This is a genomic window from Verrucomicrobium spinosum DSM 4136 = JCM 18804, assembly GCF_000172155.1.
GTDB classification, from domain to species: Bacteria; Verrucomicrobiota; Verrucomicrobiia; order Verrucomicrobiales; family Verrucomicrobiaceae; genus Verrucomicrobium; species Verrucomicrobium spinosum.
Genome location: NZ_ABIZ01000001.1, coordinates 1,617,142 through 1,630,963, shown reverse-complemented (window position 1 = coordinate 1,630,963; position 13,822 = coordinate 1,617,142). Strand labels below are relative to the sequence as shown.

The following is a 13,822-nucleotide window of genomic DNA, read 5'->3' as shown; positions in this document are numbered from 1 at the left end:
CGACTTCAGTCGGCTCAGGGCGCGATTGAGAAGCTTCGGCCGACTAAAGTCGGCACTCCAACACTGAAACCATCGTGAGAGCGACGCGCCGGGTGGTTGTTTCCTGACCGCCTAAAGGCGGAACTCCAACCCTGCCACGAACGCTCCACCAACCAAGGACACCCCCCTCGCGGCTCATCTTTCCCCACCCCCTCCAACAGCGCGAACTCATCCTCAATCCCCAGTTGGCTCCCGCACCGGGGTTGGAGTACCGACTTCAGTCGGCTCAGGGCGCGATTGAAAAGCTTCGGCCGACTAAAGTCGGTACTCCAACACTGAAACCATCGTGAGAGCAACGCGCTGGGCGGTTGTTTCCTGACCGCCTAAAGGCGGAACTCCAACCCTGCCACGAACGCTCCACCAACCAAGAACACCCCCCTCGCGGTTCACATTTCCCCACCCCCTCCAACAGCGCGAACCCATCCTCAACCCCCAGTTGGCTCCCGCACAACCACCACCCAACACCCCCTACCTAAACCATCTCCAGCCCCTTCATCGTCCCGGTGCTGCTCGCAAACGCCCCTTCCTCCAACCCCATGCGCTGGAGCATGGAAACAAAGAGGTTCGGAAGCGGGTAGTTGTTCTCCTTGTCATACACAAGGTGCTGGCCGTGTTTGAACCCGCCGCCGGCAAAGAGCACGGGGAGGTTCGTCGTCACGTGGGTGCTGGCGTTGCCCAGGTTGCTCCCGTAGAGGATCATGGACTGGTCGAGCAGGTTGGCTCCCTGCTCCCCGGTTCCTTTGAGCCGCGTGAACAAGGCGCTGAGATGCCGCATGTGTTCCCGGTCAATCGCCTCCAACTGCACAAGCTTCTTCTCAGATTTCCCGTGGTGGGAGAGACTGTGGTAGCCGTCCGTGATGTGTGCCCCCTCGATGTCGAGCGTGGGTGAATTCACACTGTCCAGCATGAGGGTGATGAGCCGGGTGCTGTCTGTCTCAAAGGCCAGGGCGGCCATGTCATACATGAGCCGCACCTTTTCCATATACTCGGCCGGACTGTCAGGATCCACGGGCTGCTTCTCCTTCACCACGGGCTTGGGCTTCTTTTCCCATTCCCGGGATTTTTCCAGGCGCTTCTCCAGATCGCGCACCCCGGTGAAGTACTGGTCCAGCCTTTCCCGATCGTGAGCGCCCAGATCCCGTTGCAGGCTCTTGGCCTGGCCGGCCACCGCATCCATGATGCTCTGCCCCAGGGACAGCTTTCTCTCCTGCTCACGCACTTCCTTCGGGGAGCCTTTCAGAAACAACCGGCGGTACACATCGGCAGCATGTTCTTCGCACGGGATCAACACGCCCGCCCCGGTCCACGAGAGGCTGCGAACCCCCTGGGAGACATTGACGCCCAGCGTCAGCGAAGGGAAACGCGTGAGGTGCCCCAGACGCTCTGCCGCGTACTGATCCACCGAGATGGTGTTGCGGAATCCGCCGCTCCCGGGATGCGGAGCAGCCGTGAGGAAACAATTGTCCGCCGGATGACCGCCGTCCACATCCGGGTGGGACACGCCGCTGAAGACGGTGAAGTCATTCCGGTGGGCCTGCAGTTCTTCCAGATAGGGCGAGAGCGTGTAGCCCGCACCGGTGGAGTTCAGAGCGGGAAAGAACTTCTCTGGCAGCAGCCCCAGGTTGTTGCAGATGCCGAGCATGCGCCGGGGTGGCGTGGCGATGGCAGCAGCCGCCCGGGAAAACGCGGGCACCATGGCGTCCAGCAGGGGCAGGGCCAGCCCCACTCCGGTGGCACGCAGGAACTGGCGACGGGACACGCTACGCTGGGTGGAGACATGGACAGAAGGGTTCATCGTGATCAGATCAGAAAAAGGGGCTACTTGGACTGGAAGAGGTCGGTGCCCACCAGGGCGTGGATGAGGGAGCGCAACCGGTAGCCGTCTGCGGCGGTGCTCTGCAGGATCTGTTCCACCACGGCGCGGTCGCCGAATCTCACCGGGGCACCGGTGCCATAAGTGATGAGCTGGGAGGTGAGATTGCGGGCAATCTGAGTCTCGTCTTTCACCAACAGATCCTTCAGCCCGCGGATGTCCTGGAAGGTGCCGCCGCCATTGGGCAGCTCCCCGCTGGCATCCACCTTCTGCGCGGCGTGGAAGGCAAACCGCTGGCCGTTTTTCCCATAACCAGGAGGCGACGTCCCCTCCCCCATGGCCCGATATTGCTCCCGCCAGCCGCCCATGACATCGAAGTTCTCCAGGGCAAAGCCTGCCGGATCAATCTTGGTATGACAGAGCGCACAGGACTGCTGGGCGCGGTGCTTCTCCAGTTGCTCGCGAATCGTGTGAGCCCCGCGTGTGTCAGGCTCAATGGCCGGCACACTGGGTGGCGGTGGCGGTGGTGCCTTGCCCAGGATGCGCTCCATGATCCACACTCCGCGCACCACGGGGGAGGTGGTGGTGCCGTTGGCGGTGACGGAGAGCACGCTCGCCTGGGTCATCAACCCGCCACGCACGCTTCCCTTGGGCAGTGCCACTTTGTGCACGGTCACCCCCTCCAAAGGTGGCAGGCCATAGTGCTGGGCGAGCCGCTCATTCAGCATGGCGAAGTCGGAGTCAACGACTGTGCGGGCCGGCAGATTGCTCTTCAGCATCTCCGCAAAGAAAAGCTGCGTCTCCTGCATGGCGGACTCAATGAGCAGGTCGTCCAGGTAGTAGTCGGGATAGAGTTCCGCATCTGGCGAGGTAGCCCCCATCTTGCGGAGATCCAGCCAGTAGTTGAGGAACGCATCCACGAACTGCCGGGACTTGGGATGGTTCAACAGACGGTCAGTCTGCTGACGCAGCACCTTGGGGTCGCTGAGATCTGCCTTGAGCAGCGCCTCATCCGGGGCGGAGTTCCAGAGGAAATAAGCCAGCCGTGCGGCCAGCGCTCTCTGGTCCAGTTTCCCGGGCTTTTCCTCCAGGCAGAAGAACTTGGGGGAGCACAGCACGGCGGTGTATCCGGCCAGCATCGCATTGGCAAAGTCGAGCCCCTCGCCCCGGGCCTTTTGAATGATGCCCAGGAAGATCTGCACATCCTCCTCGTCATAGGGCTGGCGGTAAGCGCGATCGAGGAAACGACGCAACAAACGTTCCGCATCCTGCGGATCCCTGGATTCCACCGTGAGGGGAGACTTCGCGTCCTTCCGTGTCGCGGGCAGGTTTTCAAAGAGCACCTTGTGCCCGGCATCTGGCCAGCTCTGCAGCAAGGGGCCCTCCACCTCCATCCACTTGAAGGCCACCCCTGGCTGTCCGTCCTTTTCCGCCAGTGGATTCCGCGGTGCCGGTGGGCGGGAGCGGAAGAGCCGCACGGCATCCCAGCGGATGGTCTCCCCCTTGAGGAGGTAGGTGTCGATCTCGCGGGTGGTGGGCTCCACGCCCACGTCAAAGCTGCCCAGCAAGCGCAACAGACGCGGCGGAGTCTCACCGTAGATGGTGATGGGCTCAGAGCGGCGGCCCTTGGAAACAACATCCAGATTCGGCTGCCACCAGGCCTTCTCCGCCCCCGGTCCCACCCACACGGCATACGCATTGAACCGCAGCTTGTAACGGCCGGAACGGGGTGCCTTGAAGGAGCTGAACTTGAGCTCAATGGGCTCATAACTGCTGGCCACCACCCCGATGGCCTCTTGATCCCGGATGGCGGCGTCCTTCTCACCCGCCGTGGCAGGCGCTTTGCCCGCCCGCACATCCGGCTGCGGCGCATACCCCAGCACCGGGAACGTGGCTCTCACCGGGTTGCGGTTAAACTCGCTGAAGAACATCTTCTTCACCATCGACGGCTCTGAACGGGCGTAGTAGCGCACCGGCTTGGACGACGGACGTGATTGCTGGTCCGCCATCACCTCGCGCAGCGCATAGTCGGCCGCGGTCAGGTAGCGGGCCATCTGCACATGGGAGACATCCAGCGCGTCCCCCACCTTGTTGAAGCGGTTGGCCTCCCCATCCTCCGGCAGTTTGTCCTTGATCTGCAACCAGGGTGCTTTGAGCAGGTCCCGCACGGTGTTTTCGTATTCATACCGGTTCATGCGGCGCACCGTGGAGCGCCCGTCTGCGGTGGCCCGCTCCGCATCGGACTTCACCAGACTGGCGCTGAGCTGGCCCAGGAAGTCCTTGCGCAGCGCAGCCTCTGGCTGGGCCTTTCCCTTCGGCGGCATTTCGCCGGCCTCCACGCGGTCAAAGACCTTCACCCAGCGGGCATAGGCCTTCGGGTTCTGGAGGTCGAAGGCGAGCGCCGTGAGATCCAGACTGCCTTTCTTCGTCTCCGCGTCATGGCAGTCTGTGCAGCGGTTTTCAATCATGACCCGCACAGATTCGGGTGGAAGGAGCGCCGTCGCAGACGCAGACGCCCCGCGCAGGGAGACGGCAGGAGCGGCGAGAAGGGTGAGAACCGGGAGAACGAATCGGCAGGACATGGAACGGATGGCCAAAGGGTAACGAAGCGAAAACTGGGCCTCTGGCAGGGAAATCAGCGAGATGAAGGAGCCGTCATTTGGCGCAGGGAGGAGGAGCAGCAAGGGCACCCACCCACTTCATAAGCCTAAAACACCCGGCCATCCCATTCCTCATCCCCTCCACCAGCGCCAAACCCCTTACAAAGTCCTGCCCATCACCGCAGCAGGGTTGGAGTACCGCTTTTAAGCGGAATCACGCCTCGCACGTCCCATGACGCAAACCCCGTCTCCCAACGCCCAAGCCGTCAGGGAAAAGGGCGCCGCATCAGAAGGACTGAAGTCCCGGCTTCATGGCCGTCTTCGATGCCGTGCGACTTGGTTCGCCCGCCCGCTCCGGCGACGGATGCCGATTGCCAATCGGCGGCACAGCAGATTGCCAATCTGCGCTACGCTGTCGCAGACGCGAGCGTGACAGATGAAGCGGTGTCTGTAGCGGGGCACTCGGTCGTCTGGGTCCTGAGCCTGATCCGGACCGCGTAAACGCGGAACTCCAACCCTGCTGCCGACCCGCAACCCATTGCGGTCACCCACCGCGCCGCTCCCATTTCTCATCACCTCCACCAGCGCCAAACCCCTTACAAAGTCCTGCCCATCACCGCAGCAGGGTTGGAGTACCGCTTTTAAGCGGAATCACGCCACGCACGTCCCATGGCGCGAACCCCGTCTCCCAACGCCCAAGCCATCAAGGAAAAGGGTACCGCATCAGAAGGACTGAATCCCCGGCTTGATGGCCGTCTTCGATGCAGTGGTGCTTGGTTCGCCCGCCCGCTCCGGCGACGGATGCCGATTGCCAATCGGCGGCACAGCAGATTGACAATCTGCGCTACGCTGTCGCAGACGCGAGCGTGACAGATGAAGCGGTCTCTGCGGATGGGCACTCGGCCGCTTGGGGCCTGAAACTGACCGCGTAAACGCGGAACTCCAACCCTGCTGCCAACCCGCAACCCATTGCGGTCACCCACCGCGCCGCTCCCATTTCTCATCACCTCCACCAGCGCCAAACCCCTTACAAAGTCCTGCCCATCTCCGCAGCAGGGTTGGAGTACCGCTTTTAAGCGGAATCACGCCTCGCACGTCCCATGACGCAAACCCCGTCTCCCAACGCCCGAGCCATCAGGGAAAAGGAGTGCCGCATCAGAAGGACTGAAGCCCCGGCTTCGTGGAAATCTCCGATGCAGTGGTGCTTGGTTCGCTTGCTCGCTCCGGCGACGGATGCCGATTGCCAATCGGCGGCACAGCAGATTGACAATCTGCGCTACGCGGTCGCAGACGCGAGCGTGACAGATGAAGCGGTCTCTGCGGATGGGCACTCGGCCGCTTGGGGCCTGAAACTGACCGCGTAAACGCGGAACTCCAACCCTGCTGCCAACCCATGATCAACTGAGGCCACCCACCTCGCTGCTCCTCTCAACCGAGCAGCGCAGCTTTATGCACCCGCAGCCAAAAAAAGGTGACTGCCCTCATTTCCGACTCTTCGCTACGGAAGGAACCCGCACCGAACGCCAAGACGTGTAATTACCCCCTGGTCGACCGAGCTCACAGATCGGGAAAGGGCCGCCCATGGAATGGGTCTGTTTGCCTGCTACCGCAGAGCGGTAGGCCCATCGCGTACCGAACCGCTGCCGTCCTTCACGGGATGCACCTGGTGGAATTCTTGGCCGCCATGGGCCTACCGCTCCGCGGTAGATTGCCCAGTGCCACTTACCATGGGTTGCGTTCGCTACGCTCCCTTCACCCATGGCTATGCATGGCGAACCCTCCGGGTTCAGGAAGCAATGCCACCGCAGCATCAAGATCGCACAAATCCACAGGGTTCATGACATAACTCCCCCGAACCGCCCCTCCATCACTCCGCCCCTCCATCACTCCGCCCCTCCATCACTCCACCACTCCACCACTCCACCACTCCACCACTCCACCACTCCACCACTCCACCACTCCACCACTCCACCACTCCACCACTCCACCACTCCACCACTCCACCACTCCACCACTCCACCACTCCACCACTCCACCACTCCACCACTCCACCACTCCACCACTCCACCACTCCACCACTCCATCACTCCATCACTCCATCACTCCCCTGCGAACCAAGATCCAAAAAAACGCGGCCCCCTTTTCAGGGGACCGCGTTTTGAGTCCATCTCCAGCCGCCCGGTGAGGGGGGCCTGTTCCGCTTAGTAGCGGTAGTGGTCCGTCTTGTACGGGCCGTCCACTGGCACGCCGATGTAGTCGGCCTGTTCCTGGGAGAGGACGGTGAGTTTCACACCGATCTTGCCGAGGTGGAGGCGGGCCACTTCTTCGTCGAGCTTCTTGGGAAGCACGGTCACGCCGATGGGGCGGGAGTCCCTGGTTTCCCAGAGTTCGATCTGGGCCAGCGTCTGGTTGGTGAAGCTGTTGCTCATGACGAAGCTCGGGTGGCCGGTGGCGCAGCCGAGGTTCACGAGACGGCCTTCTGCCAGCATGTAGATGCTGTTGCCGGCGGGGAAGGTGTACTTGTCCACCTGGGGCTTGATGTTGAGCTTCTGGATGCCGGCAAGCTTCTCCAGCTTGTCCACCTGGATCTCGTTGTCGAAGTGGCCAATGTTACAAACAATGGCCTGATCCTTCATCTTCACCATGTGCTCCACGGTGATGATGTCCTTGTTCCCCGTGGTGGTCACGTAGATGTCGCCAGTGCCAAGGGTGTCCTCGATCGGCATGACGCGGTAGCCTTCCATGGCGGCCTGAAGGGCACACACAGGGTCGATTTCCGTCACGATGACCTGGGCGCCCATGCCGCGCAGAGCAGCGGCGCACCCCTTGCCCACATCGCCGTAGCCGCAGACGACGCCGACCTTGCCGGCGATCATCACGTCCGTGGCACGCTTGATGCCGTCCAGCAGGGACTCACGGCAGCCGTAGAGGTTGTCGAACTTGGACTTGGTGACGCTGTCGTTCACGTTGATGGCGGGGAAGAGCAGCTTGCCAGCCTTCGCCATTTCATAGAGGCGGTGCACACCGGTGGTGGTCTCTTCGGAGACGCCCTTGAGCTCCTTCACGATCTCGTGGAAGATGCCGGGCTGCTCCACGGCGATCTGCTTGAGCAGAGCCTTGATGACGGACACTTCGTGGTTGTCGGAGGGGGTGTCCACCCAGGTGTCGCCGTTCTCCATTTCATAGCCTTTGTGGATGAGGAGGGTGACATCGCCACCGTCGTCCACGATCAGTTGCGGGCCTTTGCCGCCGGGGAACATGATGGCCTTCCAGGTGCACCACCAATATTCTTCCAGGGTCTCGCCCTTCCAGGCGAACACCGGGGTGCCGGCAGCGGCGATGGCGGCGGCAGCGTGGTCCTGGGTGGAGAAGATGTTGCAGGACGCCCAGCGCACATCGGCACCGAGTTCCGTCAGCGTTTCAATCAAAACGCCGGTCTGGATGGTCATGTGCAGGGAGCCCGTGATGCGGACGCCTTGAAGGGGCTTCTTAGGGCCGTACTTCTCACGCGTGGCCATCAGGCCGGGCATTTCATGCTGGGCAATGTCCAGCTCCTTGCGGCCGAAATCGGCCAGGGAGAAATCTCTTACTTTGTAGTCTTCAGTTTGAATAACGCGGTTGCTCATGGTGGTGGTGGTGGTGGTTCGGGGTTTTGGTTCGTTGAAATGGCTTACGAGAAGAGACACCAGACTAGAAGACTCCAGACGCCAGACTGATCCATGCGACCAGGCAGACCGAAGTTGATGCCCTGGTGAGCGAGAGGATCAGACCCTGAATCATGGAGGAAACTTCCTTTGCCTCCCTGATCAGGGGAGCAGCGCTTTCGGCAGTAAGCAGCCCGGCTCGCTGACCGAGATAGAGCTGAGTGCGGAGTTCCGCAGCAGAGCCTTTGGCTATCGCCAAAAAGCGGCGGAACTCCTTGTCACTATCTCGCTCAGAACCCTCAGCAATATTTGAAGCGATGGAGATGGCAGACCGGGCCATCTGATCTCGCAGCGCATAAAGCGTCAAGGTATCTGCAAGCTGGAGAACAGCGACGCCCAGACGGGCGCTCCGCTTCCATACTTCCAGTTCCTCAAAGTTGTGATGCGCCATGCCGGGGTCAGGTCTGATGTCTGGTGTCTGGCAGTCTGGTGTCTTCTGTCTTATTTGGTCGCCTTCTGCAGCGCCGCGACCTTGTCGATCGCTTCCCAGGTAAGATCAGCATCGTCCTTGCCGAAGTGACCGTAGTTGGTGGTCTTGCTGTAGATGGGGCGCAGGAGGTTGAGTTGCTTCACGATGTCGGCGGGCTTGAAGGAGAACACCTTCTGCACGGCGGCGATGATGGAGTCTTCGGACTTCTTGTGGGTGCCGAAGGTGTCAACGTGCACGCTCACAGGCTCGGGGTGGCCGATGGCGTAGGCGAACTGAACTTCGCAGCGGTCGGCGAGGCCGGCGGCGACGACGTTCTTGGCGACCCAGCGGCCCATGTAGGCGGCGCTGCGGTCCACTTTGGAGGGGTCCTTGCCGGAGAAGGCGCCGCCACCGTGACGGCCCATGCCGCCGTAGGTGTCCACGATGATCTTGCGGCCGGTCAGGCCGGTGTCGCCCTGCGGGCCGCCGACGACGAACTTGCCGGTGGGGTTGATGAGGAACTCGGTGTCCTTCGTGAGCATGTTCTTCGGCAGAACTTTGCGGATCACTTTCTCGATGCAGAACTTCTCGATCTCTGCGTGCTCCACGCCGGCAGCGTGCTGGGTGGAGATGACCACGTTCACAATGCGGGTCGGCTTGCCGTCCACATACTCCACGGAGACCTGGCTCTTCGCGTCGGGGCGCAGCCACTTGGCGGCCTTGCCTGCCTTGCGGATGGCGGTGAGCTCACGGCCCAGGCGGTGGGCGTACATGATGGGCGCGGGCATGAGCTCAGGGGTCTCATTGCAGGCGTAGCCGAACATGAGGCCCTGGTCACCAGCGCCCTGCTCGGCGGTCTTTTTGCCCTTGGCCTTCTTCGCGTCCACGCCCTGGGCGATGTCCGGAGACTGGGCGGTGATGATGTTCATGACGAACACCTGATCTGCGTGGAAGACGTCGTCGTTGTTCACGTAGCCGATCTCGCGGATGGCGTCGCGCACGATCTGGACGTAGTCGAGCTTGGCCTTGGTGGTGATCTCACCGCCGACAATGGCGATGTTGCTCTTCACATAGGTTTCGCAGGCCACACGGCTGTTCTTGTCCTGGGCAAGGCACGCATCCAGTACGGCATCAGAAATGGTGTCGGCAACCTTGTCGGGATGGCCTTCACCGACGGATTCAGAGGAGAAGATGTAGGAGCTTGGCATGGATCGGGTTTCAGTTCGTATTTACAAATGATGATGCGTTGATACGTTACTACCTCCTCTCGTGTCGTCAATTCTCAAATCCTTCGCCCTTCTCTCCGATGCCACCCGCGTGCGCATCCTGGCGCTGCTGCGTCATGAGGAGCTCTCTGTGGCGGAGCTGCAGGAGATTCTGGCCCTGGGCCAGAGCAACATCTCTGCGCAGCTGGCCCGCCTGAAGACGGCGGGATTCGTCACCGACCGCCGGTCTGGGAAGAACCGGCTGTACCAGTTGCAGCCGCCACGGCCCAAGGATCAGGAGACCCACGAGCACCTCCTGGCGCTGCTGGACGCCGCCACCCAGGAACTGCATGAGGCGAAACATGACCTCACCTCCCTCAAGCTCGTGCGCCGGAAGCGCGCTGACACCGCGCGATCCTACTTCGACGCTCTGGCGGGCAAATTTGGCCGCCAGTACATTCCCGGCCGATCCTGGAAGGCGCTGGGGGAGATGCTGCTGCACTTCGTTCCCCCGCTGGTCATTGCCGATCTGGGGGCCGGTGAGGGGGTGGTCTCCCAGATGCTGGCGCAGCATGCGCGGCAGGTCATTGCGGTGGACAATTCCGAGAAAATGGTGGCCTACGGTTCCAGCCTCGCGCAGGAGCATGGCTTCGCCAATCTCGACTACCGGCTGGGCGACATCGAAGACCCGCCGATCACCGATGGCAGCGTGGATGTGGCCCTCTTCAGCCAGGCCCTGCACCACGCCGGCAGGCCCGAGCTCGCCCTCGCGGCGGCGCACCGCATTCTAAAGCCCGGCGGCCGGGTCATTGTGCTGGACCTGCTCCGCCATAGCTTCGAAAAAGCGCGGCTGCTGTACGCCGATGTCTGGCTGGGCTTTTCCGAGGTGGAACTTCATGAAATGCTGGAGCGGGCAGGCTTCCAAAACATCGAGATCCGGCTCGTGGATCGTGAGGCAAAGAGCCCGCACTTTCAGACGCTTCTGGCCGTTGCTTTGAAATCTTGACGTCCACAAGCAAAATCCATAGCGTCTTGCGCATGGATTATCATGTCGCGCGCAATGGTGAGCAGTTGGGGCAATTCACCGCCGAAGAAATCCGCCATGGACTTTTCGACGGCAAGTTTCAAGCAACGGATCTGGGGTGGAAGGAAGGGCAGGCCGACTGGGTGCCGCTGAGCACCTTGTTTGGGCAGATGACCCCTGCGGCCAAGATCAAGAGCGCCCCGGTCACCCAGGTGCCGCTCTCCTCCTCCGTGGCCCCGGAGTACCACTCCCCCACCAATGGTCTGGCCATTGCCGCACTGGTGATGGGCATCATCTCCATCTTTACCTTCGGCTTGTGCGGCATCGGATCGATCATCACCATCGTCCTTGGCCACATGGCGCTCACGCGAGTGCGCCAGTCCGGTGGGTCACTCGGGGGCAAGGGCATGGCGGTGGCCGGCCTGGTGATGGGCTACGCCTCCATCGCCCTCGCCATCGTCGGCATTCTGGCATCCCTCGCGCTACCCACCTTCACCCGCATCCAGGAGCGGGGAAACATCACCAAGTCCATCAGCAATGTCCGGCAACTGGTGACGGCGTGCAAAATTTATGCCCTGGACCACGAAGGCAAGTACCCGGACAACCTGGACGCGCTGGTCACCGACGGCATCCTGGAGCAAGAGGTGTACAGCAGCCTTTTGCGCTGCCCTCTCAGCAATAGCTCTCCTGGCTACGAGTATCTGGGCGCTGGGCAAAAGGACGGGGAGAACCCTGAGGCACCCCTCTTCCTCAGCAAGGCGGAGATCCGCGGCAAACGTGTCGTGGGCAGAAGGGACGGTAACACGGATTTTTCGATCCCGCCTCCGCCAAATCTCTCCGCCCCCTAACCAGCCAGGGCAGGTTGCATTTAGGGTTGAAAAAATCTCGCGAAGCATTCAGGAAGTGGCAGGACTCTGGCGTGCACGGTGCTTGATGGGCACGGCCATCCTGTCACCCCTGCCTCCCGCCCCCAACGACTCCCCACCATGCAGTACCACCTCGGCAGAGACGGCAGCCCCCTTGGAGAATTCCCTGAGGCAGAAATCCTCAGCGGCCTGACCACAGGCCGGTTCCTCCCCACTGATCTGGCGTGGTGTGCGGGGATGTCCGACTGGAAGCCGCTGTCAGAAGTGCTCCCACAGCCCGCCTTACTGCCTGCCGTTCCCTCCCCCATCCCCTCCTCGCCAGCGGACGTGGAGGTGCTTCGCCCAGGCACGGGCCCCTCTCTCACCAAGGTCTCGCCCTCCCCCGCCCCCACAACCCCGGGCTGGCCAGCACCGCCCGCTCCGCCCACTCATGTGGGCATGGGAGTGATGCCCACCCCGGGCACTGCCATTGCCAGCCTGGTGCTTGGCATCATTTCTCTGGTCACCTGCAGCCTTGGGGTGTTGCTGGTGATTCCAGGCCTGATTTGTGGCCATATCGCTCTCAATCAAATCAAAGCGCCAGGCTCCCGCTATGAAGGCAAGGCGCTGGCCATGACGGGCCTGATCCTCAACTACGTCTGGCTGGGTGTGGTCGTCCTTTGTGTGGTGGTCATCCTCGCCTTTGGCCTCCTGGGTGCCATTCTGGAACAGTTCAACTAGCCAAAATCGTCAAAGAGGCAGCGGGGTGCCCGTTCATAGTTTCGAGAAAATCGGTCATTCCAGCATCGCAGAATCTCCGATATTTAAAATTTAACCGGCTTCTTTGATTGTTTCTATAATTTTCGTAGCGTTTCGCGACGAGACGTCTATAATATTTCGCATGCTCAATAATGTCGCCCTCCCAACTATGCGTCCCTTCGCCTTTTTTGCGGCTCACGCCGTGCTGGTGGCCAGTTTGTTCTCCACCGTCTCTCTCCAAGCAGGAGAGCCCGTCGCCGCCCCGCTCTCCAAGAGCGTGAATCTGGAAAAGGCGATCGACTGGCGCGAGCACACCATCGCTCCGGTGGCGGATCCCATCCTCTTTGAAGACGCGGTGATCCGGAACGAAATCCGTCCGGTGTTCGGCTACCAGAATCTGGCGGACGACTTCGCCACCCAGGGCGGGGATCTCCAGGTGTACGGCATGCAGTTGCGCTGGGCCGCGACGCCCCGCCTCGGCCTGATGATGGTGAAGGGCGGCTGGAACGAGTTTCACCCGGGCGTAGGCGAGGATGCGGATGGATTCGGCGACTTGGGAGTCGGTCTGAAGTACGCACTCATCGACCTGCCGGAGCACCAGTTCATCCTCACCCCCGGTGTGACCTATGAGTTCCCCTCCGGTGACGAGGAAGTGTTCCAGGGCAACGGCGACGGTCTGTGGAACTTCTTCGTTTCCAGCCAGAAGGGCTTTGGTGACTTTCACCTGCAGGCGAACGTCGGCATCCAGGTCCCCAATGATGACTACTGGAAGAGCACCATCCTGCACTACCACCTGCAGGCCGACTACTACGTCTGCAGCCACTTCATCCCCTTCGTCGTGGCCAACGGTTACACCGTGGTGAAGGAAGGCGGCGTAGCGCCCCTTGATTCCGAAGGCTACGACCTCGTCAACTTCGGCAGCGCCTATGCCGATGGCGAAACCCAGATCACGGTCGGCGGCGGTTTCCGCTCCCACCTCACCAGCTACCTGGACTTCGGCTTCGCCTACACCAAGTCGGTGGGCAAGAAAGAAGGCTTCATTGATGACCGGTTCATTGTGGACTTTGTCATCAAGTTCTGATGCATTTCCTGCCGGTCTCGAACCGGCGGGATGTTGACTCCTCAATCTTCAGCGGCACAGGGGCGACTCTGTGCCGTTGTTTTTTTGCGGCCTGATGGGGGGGGGCGGGAGGGCGGATAACAGAAACGAGAACCTCTTGCAGGCGGCGGAGTGCTGGGTGCTTGGTTCCTGAAACTGACCGCGTAAACGCGGAACTCCAACCCTGCTTCCAACATCCAACCCACTGGGGCCACTCACCTCCAGCAGCGCCAAACCCCTTACAAAGGTCCTGCCAATCACCGCAGCAGGGTTGGAGTACCGCTTTTAAGCGGAATCAGGAAGCGAGCGTCCCATGATGTGATTC

Annotated in this window: 10 protein-coding genes; 4 read left to right on the top strand and 6 right to left on the bottom strand. The window is 61.5% G+C overall.

The annotated features are described in order from the left end of the window. Window positions 1–511: 511 nt before the first annotated feature. From VSP_RS06455 to metK, 6 genes are all read right to left on the bottom strand, one after another. Window positions 512–1,834, bottom strand: a complete 1,323-nt coding sequence (locus VSP_RS06455) for a DUF1552 domain-containing protein (protein WP_009959522.1) — start codon at window positions 1,832–1,834, stop codon at window positions 512–514. Window positions 1,835–1,857: 23 nt separating this feature from the next. Next, window positions 1,858–4,434, bottom strand: coding sequence for a DUF1588 domain-containing protein (locus VSP_RS06450; RefSeq protein ID WP_198141332.1), 2,577 nt, complete (start codon window positions 4,432–4,434; stop codon window positions 1,858–1,860). Between the two features lie 1,901 nt (window positions 4,435–6,335). Further along, window positions 6,336–6,536: a hypothetical protein gene (locus VSP_RS34150; RefSeq protein ID WP_009959516.1), complete on the bottom strand. Its 201-nt coding sequence runs from the start codon at window positions 6,534–6,536 to the stop codon at window positions 6,336–6,338. Between the two features lie 117 nt (window positions 6,537–6,653). Next, entirely contained in the window at window positions 6,654–8,078 is a 1,425-nt protein-coding gene (gene ahcY / locus VSP_RS06425; protein WP_029190228.1) for an adenosylhomocysteinase, read from the bottom strand. A 64-nt stretch (window positions 8,079–8,142) separates the two neighbouring features. Beyond that, a complete protein-coding gene (locus VSP_RS06420) occupies window positions 8,143–8,547 on the bottom strand; it encodes a four helix bundle protein (protein WP_009959514.1) in 405 nt (134 codons plus the stop codon). A gap of 50 nt (window positions 8,548–8,597) precedes the next feature. Next, complete coding sequence (metK, locus tag VSP_RS06415) at window positions 8,598–9,773, bottom strand: methionine adenosyltransferase (protein WP_009959513.1); 1,176 nt, start codon at window positions 9,771–9,773, stop codon at window positions 8,598–8,600. Window positions 9,774–9,834: 61 nt separating this feature from the next. Between metK and VSP_RS06410 the strand changes: the two genes are divergently transcribed. The 4 genes from VSP_RS06410 (at window position 9,835) to VSP_RS06395 (ending at window position 13,479) form a co-directional block, all read left to right on the top strand. After that, on the top strand, window positions 9,835–10,776 hold the full coding sequence (locus tag VSP_RS06410) for an ArsR/SmtB family transcription factor (RefSeq protein WP_009959512.1): 942 nt from the start codon (window positions 9,835–9,837) through the stop codon (window positions 10,774–10,776). 32 nt (window positions 10,777–10,808) lie between these two features. Next, window positions 10,809–11,642: a DUF4190 domain-containing protein gene (locus tag VSP_RS38985; protein ID WP_009959511.1), complete on the top strand. Its 834-nt coding sequence runs from the start codon at window positions 10,809–10,811 to the stop codon at window positions 11,640–11,642. A 138-nt stretch (window positions 11,643–11,780) separates the two neighbouring features. Further along, window positions 11,781–12,380, top strand: coding sequence for a DUF4190 domain-containing protein (locus VSP_RS38980; RefSeq protein WP_009959510.1), 600 nt, complete (start codon window positions 11,781–11,783; stop codon window positions 12,378–12,380). A gap of 187 nt (window positions 12,381–12,567) precedes the next feature. Continuing rightward, window positions 12,568–13,479, top strand: a complete 912-nt coding sequence (locus tag VSP_RS06395; protein ID WP_009959508.1) for a hypothetical protein — start codon at window positions 12,568–12,570, stop codon at window positions 13,477–13,479. The last annotated feature ends 343 nt before the right edge of the window (window positions 13,480–13,822 follow it).

Coding starts and splice junctions, on each gene's coding strand:
- VSP_RS38980 (WP_009959510.1), top strand. CDS start 11,781: ATGCAGTACCACCTCGGCAGAGACGGCAGCCCCCTTGGAGAATTCCCT.
- metK (WP_009959513.1), bottom strand. CDS start 9,773: ATGCCAAGCTCCTACATCTTCTCCTCTGAATCCGTCGGTGAAGGCCAT.
- VSP_RS06395 (WP_009959508.1), top strand. CDS start 12,568: ATGCGTCCCTTCGCCTTTTTTGCGGCTCACGCCGTGCTGGTGGCCAGT.
- VSP_RS06455 (WP_009959522.1), bottom strand. CDS start 1,834: ATGAACCCTTCTGTCCATGTCTCCACCCAGCGTAGCGTGTCCCGTCGC.
- VSP_RS38985 (WP_009959511.1), top strand. CDS start 10,809: ATGGATTATCATGTCGCGCGCAATGGTGAGCAGTTGGGGCAATTCACC.
- VSP_RS06450 (WP_198141332.1), bottom strand. CDS start 4,434: ATGTCCTGCCGATTCGTTCTCCCGGTTCTCACCCTTCTCGCCGCTCCT.
- ahcY (WP_029190228.1), bottom strand. CDS start 8,078: ATGAGCAACCGCGTTATTCAAACTGAAGACTACAAAGTAAGAGATTTC.
- VSP_RS34150 (WP_009959516.1), bottom strand. CDS start 6,536: ATGGAGTGGTGGAGTGGTGGAGTGGTGGAGTGGTGGAGTGGTGGAGTG.
- VSP_RS06420 (WP_009959514.1), bottom strand. CDS start 8,547: ATGGCGCATCACAACTTTGAGGAACTGGAAGTATGGAAGCGGAGCGCC.